The following is a 14,057-nucleotide window of genomic DNA, read 5'->3' as shown; positions in this document are numbered from 1 at the left end:
TAATTCTTAGGGAAGCAGAAGCGGAAGGGAAGTCGGTAGGCAAGTGGTATCTATGGGGCTTGTGTGAAATACACGGATTCGCCGCAGTCCATCGTTGGAAGAGGGGTTCATTTCCCGTTCAGTCGTTCAGGACTGCTTGTTCTGGGCTTGGGCAGGCGGCTGGTCCGTCGCGTTCAGGCCGGTCAGGGCTCTTTGCAAGCTGCTGCGACTGGGTTTGTCCACAAACACGCAGCGCTTGCCCAGCCGCTTGCAATGTTCCTTGACGCGCCAGTAAGCATCATGGCTAATGCAGCCGGTCTGGCAAATGACAAGGTCGGCGGCCGCCAAGCTAGCGTCGAGCTTGCTGGTGGCGTCTTCTTCGCCGCCATCGTGGTGCAGAAAGCGTCCACCGATCTTCTCGATCAGCTGGCGATAGATGGGCACGGCGGCCTGCCTTCCGCCAACACAGAGTACCGCTTGGTTCATTTTCGGCAGCTCGGATTCGCTGGGCCGGATGGGTGGAGCTTCTGCCTTCGGCGCGGTGCTGGCCTGCGAGTGGTGGCTAAGAGGCTGCTTGCGTAGGCGTTCCTCAACTAGTTGCTCTTGGGTCTTGTGCAAGCGCTGTTCAAGGTCGGCGATACGCGCCAGATGTTGACGAATTTGTAGCGCTTGTTCCTGGCGTGATTTGAGTGCCGGCGAGGCAGCATGCAGTTCTTGAATCTCGGCCTGGAGGCTTTCGATCAAGGTCTCGCGGCCCAATAAAGCAGCGCGCAGGCGCAATAGCTCGGCGGCTTGTTGCTCAATCGTTAGGCTGCGCTCTTGCAACAGTCGGGTGCTGCGAAGCTGAACCTGTGCAAGTTCTCGAGCCAAGACGCTGTTTTCGTCGCTGAGTGCGCTGAGTTTTTGCAAGTCAGCTCGATTGGCGCTGCCGAGCTGATGCTGAAGCATGTGGATGTCTTGCAGCACTTGCTCTTGCAAGGGGGCATCACAGCGGGCATGCGTCAAAGTGGCCCAAAGGCCAGCGGCGACCTCATGACTCTCTCGCGCTTCAGACCACCAAAGCTCGAGCGCCTTGGTGGTCTTGTGTTGATTGGCCAGGCGAATGGTGCGAATGAAGCGCTGTTCGAGTTCGCGCTGCAAGCTTTCCGCGATCGGGCTGCGGCTTTGGCATTCCTTGATGGCGCCGCAATGCAGCTCATAGTCATTGGCTTGCAATGAGCCGCCCAACACTTTGCCCAGTCGGCGCCGCAGCAAGGGCATGGGCAAACAGACCCCGATGACGGGGCAAAGCGCTTGCGAGGGTAGATCCCAAAGGCGGCGGCGTCGTGAGCCGAGGGACTCAGCTGCGTTGGGCAGGCTGGAGTTTGAGACGGTATTGCTTTGCATCGTGTGCGCCTTCTTCTTGAAAGAACAGCTGAGGCACGGTGCTGGCAATCAGGCTGGCGGGTGCGAAGGATGGGTCGAGCCGCAGGGCTCCCCGAGTCTGGGCGGAGATTGGCCTTACTTGGTCAGGATCAATTTACCCAAGGCGGTGACGCGGAGACGGTAGATTTGACCGGCATGTTCAATTTCAACCTCTCGCTGGTCTTCCAGCAAAGAGCGGCTGCTGATTTGCTTGCGAGGCTGTAGCGCTGCAGCCGGGATGCCGGAGGCCAGCTTTTGCAGCGTGGCGTCGGGGCTTGTTGGGAGTTCGGTGATGCTGTGCATGCCTACATCTTAAATGAGAATGATTCGTAATGGCAATGATTTTGATGCAGGCCTTTGGCGTGCATGCGAACGCTTCCTATGCCGACTCAATATTTGCGGATTTGCGCCAGCGCCGCGCGGAGCCATTCACAATCGATGCTGTTGAATGACAAAAAGGAGAGCGAGATGAAGGGCGATGCCAAGGTTCTGGAATACCTGAATGCGCAACTAAAGATTGAATTGACGGCCATCAATCAGTACTTCCTGCATTACCGCATGTTGAAGAGCTGGGGCTTTGAGAAGTTGGCCAAGCATGAGCACGATGAGTCCATTGAAGAAATGAAGCATGCCGACAAGCTGATGGACCGCATCCTGATGCTTGAGGGCCTACCGAATCTGCAGGACCTGGGCAAGCTCTATATCGGCGAGTCCGCAGTGGAAGTGCTGCATTGCGATTTGAAGCTCGAGGCAGGCTCACAGCCGGGCTTGAAGGAGGCCATGGCCTATTGCGAAAGCGTGCGGGACTTTGTTTCTCGCGATGTGCTGGGCAGCATCCTGAAAGACACTGAAGACCATATCGACCACTTGGAAACGCAGATCGGCTTGGTCGCCCAGGTGGGTGAGCAGAACTGGTTGCAATCGCAGATGGGCGATTCGGCTTCTTGATCTGGTAGTGGGGCTTGCGGAGGCGCAAGGCAAGCCCCGCAGCCTCACAAGGGCTTGTTGCGAACAGTATTGAGAAACATTCTCGTTTGCGATAAAGTGAGAGCGTGCTCAAAAAGAGCGCGTTTCCATCTGTCCGAACATGATTGTTTGTCTTTGCCGCCGAGTTTCAGATCGCGACATCCGCCGCCAGGTTGAGGGTGGTATTCTCAATTTTGATTTGCTGCAAGATGAAACCGGCGTGGCCTCGGCCTGCGGTTGCTGCCATGACTGCGCCCGCGAAGTCTTTGAAGAGGCCATGCTGAAGCAGTCGGCTTGTTCGGCTTGCCCTGGGGCATGCGCCGCCCCAACGGTGAGCCCAATCGCCATTTTCGGAACTTGATGCGGCCGTAGTTGTTCCCGCGACGCTAGAAATGCAAATGCCCTGGTCGCAATCGGCGAGCAGGGCATTTTTGTTTGTACTTGCGCGGTGCTAGTGCCGACCGCAGTATCGACTTGACGCGATCAACTTCAATTGGCGAAGCGTCCTTGCAAGTAGGCATTGATGGCCTTGGATTCGCTCAACCACTGTGATTGACCGTTGGCATCGCGAATCCGCAAGCAAGGCACTTTGCTCGCGCCTGTGGCTTGCAGCAGCTCGGCGCGGTGTTGTGCGTTGTGTTGTGCGTCCAGCAATGGGATGGGCAATGACAGGCGATGGATTTCTTGCCTGACCCTGATACAAAACGGGCAAGTCTTGAATTGATACAAGACCAGGCCTTCGCACTCGCGATCAATACGGGCTTGTTCTGCAGGCTGACGTTGCAGGCCCTGAGGGCGCGTCAGGCGTTCTTTCAAAAGCATCACGGGGCCAAGCAGCAGGCGCAGCGTGCGAAAGAACAATCGAATGAGTGGCTTCATGGGTGAATGGAGGCAGGGCTAGGTGGACGCCATGAAAAAAGCCCCGATGCTTGCGCATCAGGGCTTCTTCATTTGGCTCCCCGTTTCGCGCTTGCTGCGAACCGCCACATTGACGATTACGCGGAGTGAATGGATGGAGCCAACCGGGCGGGTGGTTTTGCGTGCGGCCTAGATTTTACGGGCCTTTCGCGGGCGTCTTGAGCTAACTGCGAACCAAAACGGCGCTTTTCGGGGTTGCCCTGCCGGCTGCAAATGTCCGGGCATAACCTCTCCAATCTCTAGCAGCGGCGGCACTTTCGTGCCCTTTACTGTTGCTGGAGATTGTTATGGCCAAGGTCTGGGTGGAGAACAAGGCGAGCGGCCCTCGCGTCATTGGCGGTGAGTTGCTCCAGCCAGGTGAGGGCACATGGGTTGAAGACGGCGCCGCACCTGGGTTGCCACCTCTTCGGGTGGCCGTCAACTTTGACCCAGTAAGTGGATCGCTGAATGAGCCCCGTTTGCAATCTATCGTGGCAGGTTCTGGGAATCTGCTCAATATGTGGACTCCTGACCTAGCGCTGCAGACAGCAGCCCTAGTCACCAAAGAAATTCGGGCTGCCCACCTGGCATTCACAGCCGAGTACCCCTGCACCCATTTTTGCGATCCAAGTGCGATGGTGGATGGCAGCGGTACTTTCGGTTCGCCCTTTCAGATTCCACAGATCCCTACTTTTGCCAAAGGCCGCAAGAATAAAACCACCCTGGGCATGAAGCGCGGCTCTGTTTACCGTGGCATGTTGGACTTGCAGTCGAACGGCGGCGTGGGCGGCATGACATACGACGGCGGGTATTTCCGCATCGTGCCCTACGGCGACAACCCCCGCCTGCCGATCATTTCAGCCAATGCGGTGCGCAAAGACTGGAATTCGCTTGGCGACGGCACATACGGAATCGCCATCACAGGTCTTGCGAACCAGGGCTCCGGTGAGGTCGACGTTTTTCAGAATAATGCGCGCTTGCTGCGCCTACTGAGCGCCAATGCCGTAAAGGCCAGCAGCGGCGGAACCATGTTCACCAGCTACTCGGCTGGAACCCTGACGGTCATCATTCGACCATTCAGTAACGAAGACCCGAATTTGGGGCAGGTGGAAATCAACGCATACCTGCCCAATGCGCTGCGGTTAGGCGTGTTTGATGACGGCGGTGTGTCGGGCAACGTGCAGATCATGGGTCTGCACACCATTGGTGGACGCAACACTTCCTTCTCTGTTGTTGCGATGGGCAATGCTGCAGACGGCATAACCGTGTCGGGCTGCATCGCCGGGAACGCGGGCGTGGACAGCGCGGTCGAAAACCGGGCAAACGACGCTTTCCTGTTCTACGGGCGAGACGATGGTGCGCGAATGACCAACCTCACGGTCACCAATAACTACGCCTATAACTGCATCAACAACGCTTACGAGTTTTCGTACATCAACGGGGCCCTGCTTCAGAGCTGCAGGAGTCGCAATCCTGGCGGCGCCTCAATTGCAGAACTGTGGTCTTCGGTGTCGAACTTGAAGGCTCGGTACAACATCGGCTACAGCGACCCACAGGGCTCGATCCGGCAGATGGGTTCGGGTGTGGCGGGCTGCGCTTTCTGGAGTGCGGGCCTCGCCACGCAGTCGGAAACATTCGACAGCACCAACACAAAAAACATCAACAACGAGTTCGCGTTCAATCTGGGCGTGGACATGCCCGTGCGCGGCTGGGCGCTCGTCAGCGGCACGGGTCTGAAAGTGCATAACAACACATTCCGGTGGTTGCGTGACCTGAACGTTTCGGGCGGTATGCAAGGCGGGTACACAGCCAACAACTACGCGACTAACCCGACCATTGAGCACAGCAACAACTTGTACCTCGTGGACGGTCAAGAGGGGGCGTCTCAGACAGCGCTGTGCCTGCAGTCGTACACCGGTATCAGCGGCAATAGCAACTACTACATGATCGGTAGCGGCGCACTGTCATCGCTGAACCAAAGCAACCCCAAGTTTGATCTTGCATCTCATAAGGCGGCGATGGTTGGGGGCGCGGACTCGAACTGCCAAGCAGGACAAAACCACAACGGCATAAACATCAATAAGTGCGCTCTTGATGATGTTGGCCGCCCCCTGGTTGGATCGGCGCTGCGCGGCAAGGGAGTGCCTACGCTGACCTACGTCGAGAACGGTGTAACCATGCAATACACCCGAGACATTGAAGGCAAGCCGATGCTGCTCACAGCTCCGACAGTTGGCTGCTACGCCTGATTTCAAGACCCTGCCGGTGACTATGAAAGCGCTCCAAAAACAACAAAGCCAGCTTGTGCTGGCTCTGAGGTTGTGGCCGGTGCTGATCTCCGGCTTCGGTGTTTCTCGCGGCTGGGCGTTTTACGTCACCCTCGGACTGGCCACCTTTTCGTCGTCGCCCTCGGCTCTGGTGCTTTCATCCGCGATTGATATTTGCGCATCAGCACTGCGCGTTCACAAGCGTCCATTGTCCCTCGGACGAGCCTAACTTCCAAGACCCTGCCGGTGGGGCTAGAAAAACTCAATGGGACGGTCTGCCTGGTCGCGCGAATGCACCAAGGTGGCTAAGTGGATACACCTCCAACCCGCCCGCCTATTTCCAACTCGTAAAAACGAAGGCAAATCATGACCAAGCAAGTCCGCATCGAGAACGCCGACACCAGCAACTGGCCGGTGCGCGTCACCGTGCAACACAAGAACGCCGAGGGCCAGTGGATTGATCAGCCGGGCTCTGTGCAGATCAACAATCCCTGCCAGATCACCGAGCAGTACTTGACCAGCACGCGGCGCGTCGTGATTGAAGAAAAGGGCGCTGACGCTCCAGCAAGCCAAGCCTAACTCTCAGCATCACCACCCTCGCCGCCTCGCATCATGTGGCATCTACAGCCCGTGCTAACCCCGGTTGCCTACGTGGCTCGCCATCTAGGGCCAGGGCTTGTCTATGGCGATCCCTATGAAGCGATCGCCCTAATCAGCCCCAGCCATCCGGACTCGGTGCTGATCCACGGAACCTTGTCGAAGCGGGGCGATATCTCCCGTGATCAGTGGAGAGATCTGCTGCTCAAGGTGGTGCAGGAATGCGGCGTGACTCGCATAGAGGCTGATCGCAAGAAACAGCGCTGTGAGTTCACGATAGAAGGTGGCGTGGTCAAACTGCGCCACCTTGGCCCCTCTCGATTTTGATCGCTATGGACCTCTTCAAACTCCTGCGCCTGATTGGTATACCTGAGCCTCTAGCCAGCAAGTGGGTGCCGCTCCTTCAACCGGTATTGCAACTCTATGAGATCAATACTTCAGGCCGCCAGGCGGCGTTTCTTGCTCAGATCCTGCATGAGTCTGCCCGCCTGCAGTTCACCACTGAGATCTGGGGCCCGACCGTTGCGCAGCGCCGCTATGAGCGCGCCCCTAGCGCGCCTTGGCTCCGTGGGCACAAGATCAACAGCTTGGCTTACGACCTGGGCAACACCCAGCCCGGTGACGGGGCAAAGTTTCGGGGCCATGGGCTGATTCAAGTCACCGGCCGCTTCAATCATGCGCAGATGCGTGACTGGCTGCGCCTGCGCTGCCCAGGCCTGACTGTCCCCGACTTTGAGGCCGATCCTTTGCGCCTGGCCGAGCCAATCTGGGCGGCGTACTCGGCAGGGGAGTACTGGGCTCAACATGGATTGAATGCACTGGCTGACGCTTGCCAGTTTGACGCCATCACCCGGGCTATCAATGGCGGGCTGAATGGCCAAGACGATCGCCTGCGTTTGCTGCGACAGCTGACGGCGGTATTACTAGATTCCGAGCCCGAGGCCTTGGAGGCAAGTGATGCGCCATTGCCCACACCAGCCCCTGAGATGCTGACCCCATCACCCGCTCTTCCACCCCCTCAGCACCCTGACCCTGAGCCAGCGCCGCCGGCCGAGTCAACACCCTGGAGGCTACCCGCCATGTCCGCCTTTCTTCCGCTCGCCTTTGAGGCGGTGGCACAAGCCGTGCCCTCGCTGATCCGTTTGTTTGGCAGCTCAGCCGTGACCGAGCGCAATGCCCGCGCTGCCGAGCTGGTGGTGCAGGCCGCCAAAGACGCCACCGGCGCCCGCAATGAGCAAGACCTCATCGAGACACTCAAGACGGCCGATCCCGGCACGCTGCAGGCCGTCAACAACGCCGTGCAGTCGATTTGGTATGAGATCACCCCTGACAGCAGCGGCATCCTTGCCGCGCGCCAGGCCGCCGCCGAAGCTGCAGCTGCTGGCGCCAAACCATGGCTCAATCCAGCCCTGTGGGTGTCTGGCGCTCTGTTGCCTTTGGTGTACTTCACCGCCTGGGCTGTGCTCACCCAGCCGGGCTTTTCTGCTGAGGTGCGCTCCATGGTGGTGGCCAGCGTGATCACTGGCGTGCTCACTGGGCTGACGGGTTACTGGCTCGGCACCAGCTTCTCCAGCGCCCGCAAAACCGAGCTGCAAAACGGCAAACCGAGCCCCGCTTAGGGCTCTGTCTAGCGGCTGCAAATGTCAAGCGTGGCGCCTGAAGATGGGCGCCACTATGAAGCCATCTCCTTCTCCCTTCGCCGGGTTTCTGGCGCGCCAGCTGGCAAGGCCGGCGCGCCACTTCTTTTTGTCAGAAGGTGCGGCGCCTGAGCGCGTGCGCTTTCTCTCGGTACCGGTGGAACTATCAGAAGGGGCGCGGTCAAGCTGGGTCACTGTCACCCGCACGGGTACCTTCACAGATCCGCGCTATGGCACCTTTGATATCACCCCCTACATGCTGGCCCAGATGGTGGCCAACTTCAAAGCGGGTGTGCAAGGGCAAGATGTATTCATTGATGTAGACCACAAACCCTCCAACGGCGCCGCAGCCAAAGTGCTGCAGCTGGCGGTGGAGGGCAACAAGCTCAGAGCCCTGGTTGAGTGGACGGACTTCGGGATTGAAGCCGTTCGCAAGCGTGGATTCGCTTACCTCAGCGCAGAGTTTCATGAGGCCTGGAGTGACAACGAAGGCGGCCCGGTGCGTGGATGCGTGCTGTTAGGTGCTGGCCTCACCACCCGACCTGTCATCAAACACCTGGACCCGGTGCGCCTCAGTGAAGGCGAGACCACCAACCCGGCCACCAAGCTGGCCGTGCATCCCACCCTCATCAAATCCCTGGAGCTCGAATCCGCCATGAACTACCTCGAACAACTCAAGAGCAAGCTGCTCTCTCAAGGTCTGACTCTGGAGCAGATCGCCCCCATCCTCGCCGCCGCTCAGAAGCAACTTGCTGACGCCGGTACCGACGAAGCCAAGTGCCTCTCCGTGGTCGACTCGTTCGCCGCCGCCGGCGAAACCCTGGTGGCCCATCTGCGCACGCTCAGCGCCACTGGGCAAAGCGCCGGCCCCATCACCCTGACCGTGGGTGGCGGCCTGGATGCCACCGGCGTGGCCAACGAAGTGCAGCGTTTGCTGTCCGCCCAAGCTGCGGCCGCTGCTGCTGATGCCACCACGGTGGCCAACAAGGTCAAGCTGCTGAGCGACACCATCCAGGCTGACAAGGTATTGAGCGAAGACGAGAAGACCGCCCTGATCGGTCAGCTTTCGCCCCTGGTCACCAAAGAAGCCCCCGACGCTCAAATCACCAGCATGGCCACCGTCATGCTGAGCCAGGCGCACAAGACCAGCGCCGCTGTGCAGCTGGCTGGCTTGGGCTATCGCTTGCCCGAGGGCACGGTGCACATCAGCGTCGACAGCTCCAACCAGATCAAGTCCCTGCAAGAGCAGATGGACCGCCGCCTGGGCATCACCACATTGTCTGAGCGTGAGCGCTTTGCCCGTACCGGCGGCACTCTGCTGGCGGTGAACAAGGCCTTTGCCGAGAAGGCTTTGGCCCAGTTCGATGCTCAGCATGGCCACCGCCTGGCGCAAGAGCACAAGATGCTCTCGGGCGGCGTGGGCAGTATTGGCGATACCGCCGTGCCGGCTTCGGTCGAGCGCACCGTGCTGCGCGAGCAGCTCTACCAGGTGGTGGGCCTGAACTTCTGCGACGTGGGCACCTATGAATTCGCCAACGTGGTCACCATCCCGTATTCCTACCGCGACACCAGCGCGGCAGGCACGGCCCAGTTGCGCACCTATGAGCTGCAAGGCATCAAGCGCGCCGGCGTGATCCAGACCACGGAAGAGGCTCGCCCCATCCCGCAAAAGCTCGCTTTCCAGCTCAGCAATGAAATGCGCTACCTGCTGGGAGCCAGCCCCATCGACTTTGAGCCGGTCGCAGAGAACGTGCGCAATATCACCCGCATCGTCTCGGAAGACACCGACCGCACGATTCAAAACGAAATCCTGCGCGCCACCGATGAGGCCATGGTGACCCCTTTGAACGACACGCTCACCGGGCAAGTCAACGGCACCAACCGCATCTTTGTCACCTCGCAGTTCCCCATCGTCCGCCCCCGCCGCATCTTCGACATGAAGGGCAACCAGGTCGGCTCGACGCTGAATCCTCTCACCATCACGCTCAACGGCACGCAGCGTGCCGAATACACCGGCGGCACGCTATCTGCAGGCCTTTACTGGGTGATGGACTACAACCTGGGCGAGTTCCGCTTTGTGAACGAAGCAGGCGTGCTCCAGACCCCGACCAGTGGCTGGACTCTTACCGTTGTGGGCTCTTCCACCCTGAACGCGGCCAAGTTCAATCTGGATGTGGGCAACGCCCCTGACACCCTTGCCGATGTGTACGACCGTGGTCTAACTCTCATTGGTAGCCGCAAGGTCACTATTGAAAACGACCGCTACTACACCGCCAACATGATGCTGATGAGTGGTGCTGTGGACAACGCCTTCGGCCAAGCCAAGACCTTCCAAGCCAACAGCTCGCGCCCGGGTTACGGCTTGGCCCCTGACGGTAGCGTGGCCATCATCAAGAACATCCCTGCCTTCAACACCAAGGCGCCGGGCTTGGATATGGCTGATTCGCGCATCATCATTGGCGAATCGCGCAATACCCGCTTCCGCATGTTGCGTGCCTTCAGCATGAACGCCATCGAGCAGGCCCGCGACACCAACGGCCTCTTTATCGGTGCCGGTGAAAGCTACGGTGAGCAGTTCATTGCCTGCCACACGCCAACCATGCGCCGTAACGCTTGCACGTCCCTGGTGCTGTACAGCCTTGCCGGTCGCGTGCCTCGCGCCTCCTAACCATCGGACACCTCCCCGCGCGAAAGCAGCCCCCGCCAGGTCACGCCGACCTGGCGGGTTTGTGCAAAGCGACAGCAGGACACCACCATGCCACCGAACAAGCGCTATTTCCACAACGACTCCGACCAGCCCCGCATCATTGGCGGCGTGCTGGTACCGGCCCATGACGGCCGCGAAGTCGATGCCCAGTTCCACCCAGATCAAGAGGCTGAGTCCACCGGAGACGGCTGGCCTGAGCAAGACTTGCCGCTGCTGGAGCCCGACGAAGAGTCGGCCCTCTTGGCGGCCATCGAGGCCAATCTGCTCGACCTGCTCAAGGGCAACGTGAAGTCCATCGTGGCCACGCTGCCCGAGTCCAGCGACGAGACCCTGGCGCACCTGCTGCGCCTGGAGCAGATCAGCGACACCCCGCGCAAGAGTTTGCTGGCCGAGATCACCGAGCTGCAGCTGCAGCGCGCCCAGGCCAAAACCGGCGCACCGGAGTAATTGGCCATGGCCGGCGGCATGACTCAAGCTGATGTGCTGGACGATCTCCAGCGCTCGCTGCATGACGCCGCCTCCGTTTTCAGTGCACCCGACCAGGCCGACTGGAAGCGCCATCTGCAAACGGCGCTCGCCGCTTTCAGCCGGAAGCGCCGGCGCACCTTGCTGGGCACCATCACGCTGCAGGCAGAGCAAGACATTTACCCCTTGCCTGCTGAAGTGCAGGCCGAATTTATCGACTACAAAACCCATCTGTGGGGCAACAAGCCTTGCAAGCCTTGGTCAAAAGGCTATGCCGGCGCCTTGCCCCGCGTGAAAGAACAGGCCGGCGCGCTGGTCTTCGACCCAGCCCCCAGCGCCGCCCATCTGGCCGCTTTCGGAAGTAGCTTCCGCTTCTGGTACTTCGCTCAGCACCGTCTCGACGCCACTGGCAGCACCGTGCAGGCCGTCGACCGCCCCTTGCTGCTGCTGCGTGCCCAGGCCGAAGCCCTGCGCGAGCTCAGCATGCGCAACATCAACAAGCCGGTAACCGTCAGGGACGGTTTCAGTGGCACACCGCGCAACAGCACCCCCGCTGCGCTTTACGCCCAGCTGCTGGCCGAATTTGAGGGGGCGACCTGATGAGCGGCATTCAACACAACGCGGCCCAGGTGGCCTTTCGTGTCAAAGCAACCGGGCGCGCCATCCATGCCGAGCTCAGCGCCGCGCTGCCCACCTTGGCCCAGCAGGTGACCGCCACCATGCGGCAAAAGGCCCCCAAGGATCTCAGCCTATTGGGCAATACCATCAGGGCCACCCGCCGCAGCGCGCTCGAGTACTTCGTGGAGCCCACCCAAGACTATGCGGTGTATGAGGAGAAGGGCCGCAAGCCCGGCAAGGGCCTGCCGCGCTTTGCGCTGGGCCTGCCTGCTGTTGAGTGGCTGCGCCGCCGCCTGGTCAACGCCCAGCAGGCTTTGAACCCCAAGTACCGCAAGCCCAGAAAGGGGAGCCGGCGCGCCTCTGAGTTTGAGCAGGAGCTGGAGACTCGCTATCTCGCCTGGTCTCGCCATGTGCGAGCCTGGGGCATCAAGCCTCAGCCCTTCGTTAAACCCACCGCCGAGCATCACCGCCAAGACGTGCACACCACCTTGGTGGCCGCCGTGCAGCGTGGCATCGCCAGATCTCGGGGGGCTCAGCCATGACCGGCTCCAACCGTCGCGCGCTTTTCATGGCCGCCGCCGAGGCCTCGCTGCAGGCCCTGTACCCAGCGCGCCTGGTCGATCGCGGTATGCAAGACCCCGCCGAGGTGGGCGACCAGGCGCTGCGCCAAGGCCTGCACACCTTCATTGCCGAGGGCCGGGGCGACTTCAGCGGAGTCGTGGGCAGCGAGTCCGACGACAGCACGCTGCGCTTCGCCATCGTCAGTTATGGCCGCCTGTCGGATGAATCGGCCGCAGGCATCACCCGCCGCGTCGAGCAGCTGGAAGAGCAGCTCGAGCAAGAAATCATTGAATGGTGCCAAGCCCGCAAGAGCGCGCCGCTTGACACCGTCTACATCACCAAATCCACCTACAGCCGCGGCCTGGACGCACCGGTGGCCTGGGTGGTGATGGAACTGGAGGCGCTCTATGTCTGAACCCAATAGTCGCGCCTTGCAGAACCTGCAAAACGCCATCGATGACACCAGCCTGTGGCTGGTCTTTGCCCTGATGGGCGGCGCCGGGGCCTCCATGCTGGCCTTGGGCATGCTTCTGCGCAGCAACCAGGCGCTGACCTGGCGGGTGGTGCTGGGCTCGGTGCTGCACAGCCTGGCTTGGGGCTTCGCCGTGTTCCTGATGGCCTACAAAAAGCTCGACGGCGAGCTGCCCTTGCTGCTCGGCTTGAGCATCTTCAGCGGCCTGGGCACCGCCTCATTCATCGACCTGGTGCTGCTGCTGGTGAAACAGCGGCTGGGCATCAGCGTGACCATCAACCCGCCGGCGTCCGCCGATCTCAGTAAGGAACCGTGAGCCATGGCCTCCACCAAAAAAACCACCGCCGTAGCCTCCACCCAAAAAACCACCGCCGTAGCCGCCAGCAACAGCCAGCCGCAAGAGCCGCAAGAGCCGCAAGCCCAGGCACCGGCCGCGCTCGAAGTGCCTCGCACTGGTGGCTGCTTCGTCCGCAACTCTGACGGCAGTCTGTCCCCAGACCCGGATGAATCCACCCCCGCAACTCAGGAGTAAGCCCCCATGAAAGCCAAACTGCAGATGCTGCTGGCCAAGAACGAAGCGACCTATAACGTCGACCCGGTGCCCACCGCCGCGGCCAACTGGTTGGCGGTGCAAAACATCGATGTGAACCCGGTCGAGATGGAGACCGATGACCAGGCCACCGCCTCTAACACCTTCGGCCAGGATGAAAAGATCGTGGGCGCGGTGTGGAGCACCATCAGTTTTGAGATGCCGCTGCGCGGCGGCGGTATGCCCTTGGGCAGCGCGTCCACCGTGCCCAACTTCGACCCAGTGCTGCGCTGCTGCGGCATGGCCCGCGTGCTGACCAATGCCGTCAGCTGCGTGTACAGCCCCATCGATACCCTGGACGAAAGCGCCACCTTCTACTACTACCTCGACCAGGTCATGCAACGGATGACGGGTGTGCGCGGCAGCTGGGAGCTCAAGTTCAACGCCAAGAAGCAAGCGCTGCTGGCCTTCAAGGGCATGGGCCTGCGCAACCCCATGGTGGATGCCAGCATTCCGGTTCCCACAGAGCCCACGATGCCCCGCCCGATGGCCTGCAACAAAGCCAACACCCAGGTGACTTTTGGCGCACTCACGGCGCTGCTCAGCAGCTTCAGCATCAACCAAAACAACGATGTGCAGTACCGCAATCTCACGGGCCGTGAGGATGTGAGCATCATCGACCGCAATACCTCGGGCTCCATCTCCATCGAGCTGCCCACCGTGGCCCAGAAAAACTTCCTGGGCACCGGCGGTGTGATGAGCGAGGCACTGACCGACTCCCTCACCATCGTCCACGGCACCACCGCGGGCAACATCGTCACGGTGGCCGTGCCCAAGGCCCAGCTCTTCAAGCCCAAGCTCAGCAATGAGCAGGGCGCCGCCATGCTCAGCGGCGAGCTGCATGTGGTGCGGAACAAGCTCACGCTGACCTTCACCTGAGCCACGGCCGCGCAACCCC

The 14,057-nt window shown here is 60.6% G+C and carries 18 protein-coding genes; 15 read left to right on the top strand and 3 right to left on the bottom strand.

Features of this window, described 5'->3' with window-relative positions:
• Positions 1 to 126 precede the first annotated feature (126 nt).
• Positions 127 to 1,365 (bottom strand): DUF2325 domain-containing protein, encoded by a 1,239-nt coding sequence (locus LNV06_RS06240; protein WP_263537343.1) that lies wholly within the window; start codon positions 1,363 to 1,365, stop codon positions 127 to 129.
• A gap of 114 nt (positions 1,366 to 1,479) precedes the next feature.
• On the bottom strand, positions 1,480 to 1,686 hold the full coding sequence (gene hemP / locus LNV06_RS06235) for a hemin uptake protein HemP (protein ID WP_263537342.1): 207 nt from the start codon (positions 1,684 to 1,686) through the stop codon (positions 1,480 to 1,482).
• 165 nt (positions 1,687 to 1,851) lie between these two features.
• Here hemP and bfr point away from each other — a divergent pair, with 165 nt between their 5' ends.
• Entirely contained in the window at positions 1,852 to 2,331 is a 480-nt protein-coding gene (gene bfr / locus LNV06_RS06230) for a bacterioferritin (protein WP_263537526.1), read from the top strand.
• 139 nt (positions 2,332 to 2,470) lie between these two features.
• On the top strand, positions 2,471 to 2,710 hold the full coding sequence (locus tag LNV06_RS06225; RefSeq protein WP_263537341.1) for a (2Fe-2S)-binding protein: 240 nt from the start codon (positions 2,471 to 2,473) through the stop codon (positions 2,708 to 2,710).
• 128 nt (positions 2,711 to 2,838) lie between these two features.
• Here the strand turns inward: LNV06_RS06225 and LNV06_RS06220 are convergent, their stop codons facing one another.
• Positions 2,839 to 3,228, bottom strand: coding sequence for a glutaredoxin family protein (locus LNV06_RS06220; RefSeq protein WP_263537340.1), 390 nt, complete (start codon positions 3,226 to 3,228; stop codon positions 2,839 to 2,841).
• Positions 3,229 to 3,554: 326 nt separating this feature from the next.
• Here LNV06_RS06220 and LNV06_RS06215 point away from each other — a divergent pair, with 326 nt between their 5' ends.
• The 13 genes from LNV06_RS06215 to LNV06_RS06155 all read left to right on the top strand — a co-directional run bounded on the left by LNV06_RS06215 (position 3,555) and on the right by LNV06_RS06155 (position 14,038).
• A complete protein-coding gene (locus LNV06_RS06215; RefSeq protein WP_263537339.1) occupies positions 3,555 to 5,495 on the top strand; it encodes a hypothetical protein in 1,941 nt (646 codons plus the stop codon).
• Positions 5,496 to 5,517: 22 nt separating this feature from the next.
• Positions 5,518 to 5,742, top strand: coding sequence for a hypothetical protein (locus LNV06_RS06210; protein ID WP_263537338.1), 225 nt, complete (start codon positions 5,518 to 5,520; stop codon positions 5,740 to 5,742).
• Between the two features lie 137 nt (positions 5,743 to 5,879).
• On the top strand, positions 5,880 to 6,092 hold the full coding sequence (locus LNV06_RS06205) for a hypothetical protein (protein ID WP_263537337.1): 213 nt from the start codon (positions 5,880 to 5,882) through the stop codon (positions 6,090 to 6,092).
• Between the two features lie 33 nt (positions 6,093 to 6,125).
• Positions 6,126 to 6,437, top strand: a complete 312-nt coding sequence (locus LNV06_RS06200; protein WP_263537336.1) for a hypothetical protein — start codon at positions 6,126 to 6,128, stop codon at positions 6,435 to 6,437.
• Between the two features lie 5 nt (positions 6,438 to 6,442).
• On the top strand, positions 6,443 to 7,729 hold the full coding sequence (locus tag LNV06_RS06195; protein ID WP_263537335.1) for a glycoside hydrolase family 19 protein: 1,287 nt from the start codon (positions 6,443 to 6,445) through the stop codon (positions 7,727 to 7,729).
• 55 nt (positions 7,730 to 7,784) lie between these two features.
• Entirely contained in the window at positions 7,785 to 10,415 is a 2,631-nt protein-coding gene (locus tag LNV06_RS06190; RefSeq protein WP_263537334.1) for a phage protease, read from the top strand.
• Between the two features lie 87 nt (positions 10,416 to 10,502).
• The gene (locus tag LNV06_RS06185; RefSeq protein ID WP_263537333.1) at positions 10,503 to 10,901 is read left to right on the top strand and encodes a hypothetical protein; all 399 of its coding nucleotides are present in this window, start codon (positions 10,503 to 10,505) and stop codon (positions 10,899 to 10,901) included.
• Between the two features lie 18 nt (positions 10,902 to 10,919).
• Complete coding sequence (locus LNV06_RS06180; protein WP_263537332.1) at positions 10,920 to 11,519, top strand: hypothetical protein; 600 nt, start codon at positions 10,920 to 10,922, stop codon at positions 11,517 to 11,519.
• Positions 11,519 to 12,079 (top strand): hypothetical protein, encoded by a 561-nt coding sequence (locus LNV06_RS06175; RefSeq protein ID WP_263537331.1) that lies wholly within the window; start codon positions 11,519 to 11,521, stop codon positions 12,077 to 12,079. The genes LNV06_RS06180 and LNV06_RS06175 overlap by 1 nt, the downstream gene beginning before the upstream one ends.
• Positions 12,076 to 12,513: a hypothetical protein gene (locus tag LNV06_RS06170; protein ID WP_263537330.1), complete on the top strand. Its 438-nt coding sequence runs from the start codon at positions 12,076 to 12,078 to the stop codon at positions 12,511 to 12,513. Before LNV06_RS06175 ends, LNV06_RS06170 begins: the two co-directional genes overlap by 4 nt.
• A complete protein-coding gene (locus LNV06_RS06165; protein ID WP_263537329.1) occupies positions 12,506 to 12,886 on the top strand; it encodes a hypothetical protein in 381 nt (126 codons plus the stop codon). The genes LNV06_RS06170 and LNV06_RS06165 overlap by 8 nt, the downstream gene beginning before the upstream one ends.
• Positions 12,887 to 12,889: 3 nt before the next feature.
• Entirely contained in the window at positions 12,890 to 13,102 is a 213-nt protein-coding gene (locus LNV06_RS06160; RefSeq protein ID WP_263537328.1) for a hypothetical protein, read from the top strand.
• A gap of 6 nt (positions 13,103 to 13,108) precedes the next feature.
• A complete protein-coding gene (locus tag LNV06_RS06155) occupies positions 13,109 to 14,038 on the top strand; it encodes a phage tail tube protein (RefSeq protein ID WP_263537327.1) in 930 nt (309 codons plus the stop codon).
• Positions 14,039 to 14,057: the final 19 nt, after the last annotated feature.

Source organism: Paucibacter sp. Y2R2-4 (genome assembly GCF_025717535.1).
Taxonomy (GTDB): domain Bacteria; phylum Pseudomonadota; class Gammaproteobacteria; order Burkholderiales; family Burkholderiaceae_C; genus Paucibacter_A.
Note: the sequence above shows the minus strand (reverse complement) of the source record. Positions and strands in the feature narration are given on the sequence as shown.

Excerpts from the sequence above, each read along its gene's own strand:
- LNV06_RS06175 (WP_263537331.1), top strand. The coding sequence starts at position 11,519 with ATGAGCGGCATTCAACACAACGCGGCCCAGGTGGCCTTTCGTGTCAAA.
- LNV06_RS06215 (WP_263537339.1), top strand. The coding sequence starts at position 3,555 with ATGGCCAAGGTCTGGGTGGAGAACAAGGCGAGCGGCCCTCGCGTCATT.
- LNV06_RS06240 (WP_263537343.1), bottom strand. The coding sequence starts at position 1,365 with ATGCAAAGCAATACCGTCTCAAACTCCAGCCTGCCCAACGCAGCTGAG.
- LNV06_RS06170 (WP_263537330.1), top strand. The coding sequence starts at position 12,076 with ATGACCGGCTCCAACCGTCGCGCGCTTTTCATGGCCGCCGCCGAGGCC.
- LNV06_RS06155 (WP_263537327.1), top strand. The coding sequence starts at position 13,109 with ATGAAAGCCAAACTGCAGATGCTGCTGGCCAAGAACGAAGCGACCTAT.
- LNV06_RS06165 (WP_263537329.1), top strand. The coding sequence starts at position 12,506 with ATGTCTGAACCCAATAGTCGCGCCTTGCAGAACCTGCAAAACGCCATC.
- LNV06_RS06200 (WP_263537336.1), top strand. The coding sequence starts at position 6,126 with ATGTGGCATCTACAGCCCGTGCTAACCCCGGTTGCCTACGTGGCTCGC.
- LNV06_RS06180 (WP_263537332.1), top strand. The coding sequence starts at position 10,920 with ATGACTCAAGCTGATGTGCTGGACGATCTCCAGCGCTCGCTGCATGAC.
- LNV06_RS06190 (WP_263537334.1), top strand. The coding sequence starts at position 7,785 with ATGAAGCCATCTCCTTCTCCCTTCGCCGGGTTTCTGGCGCGCCAGCTG.
- LNV06_RS06210 (WP_263537338.1), top strand. The coding sequence starts at position 5,518 with ATGAAAGCGCTCCAAAAACAACAAAGCCAGCTTGTGCTGGCTCTGAGG.
- LNV06_RS06220 (WP_263537340.1), bottom strand. The coding sequence starts at position 3,228 with ATGAAGCCACTCATTCGATTGTTCTTTCGCACGCTGCGCCTGCTGCTT.
- LNV06_RS06160 (WP_263537328.1), top strand. The coding sequence starts at position 12,890 with ATGGCCTCCACCAAAAAAACCACCGCCGTAGCCTCCACCCAAAAAACC.
- hemP (WP_263537342.1), bottom strand. The coding sequence starts at position 1,686 with ATGCACAGCATCACCGAACTCCCAACAAGCCCCGACGCCACGCTGCAA.
- LNV06_RS06195 (WP_263537335.1), top strand. The coding sequence starts at position 6,443 with ATGGACCTCTTCAAACTCCTGCGCCTGATTGGTATACCTGAGCCTCTA.
- bfr (WP_263537526.1), top strand. The coding sequence starts at position 1,852 with ATGAAGGGCGATGCCAAGGTTCTGGAATACCTGAATGCGCAACTAAAG.
- LNV06_RS06205 (WP_263537337.1), top strand. The coding sequence starts at position 5,880 with ATGACCAAGCAAGTCCGCATCGAGAACGCCGACACCAGCAACTGGCCG.
- LNV06_RS06185 (WP_263537333.1), top strand. The coding sequence starts at position 10,503 with ATGCCACCGAACAAGCGCTATTTCCACAACGACTCCGACCAGCCCCGC.
- LNV06_RS06225 (WP_263537341.1), top strand. The coding sequence starts at position 2,471 with ATGATTGTTTGTCTTTGCCGCCGAGTTTCAGATCGCGACATCCGCCGC.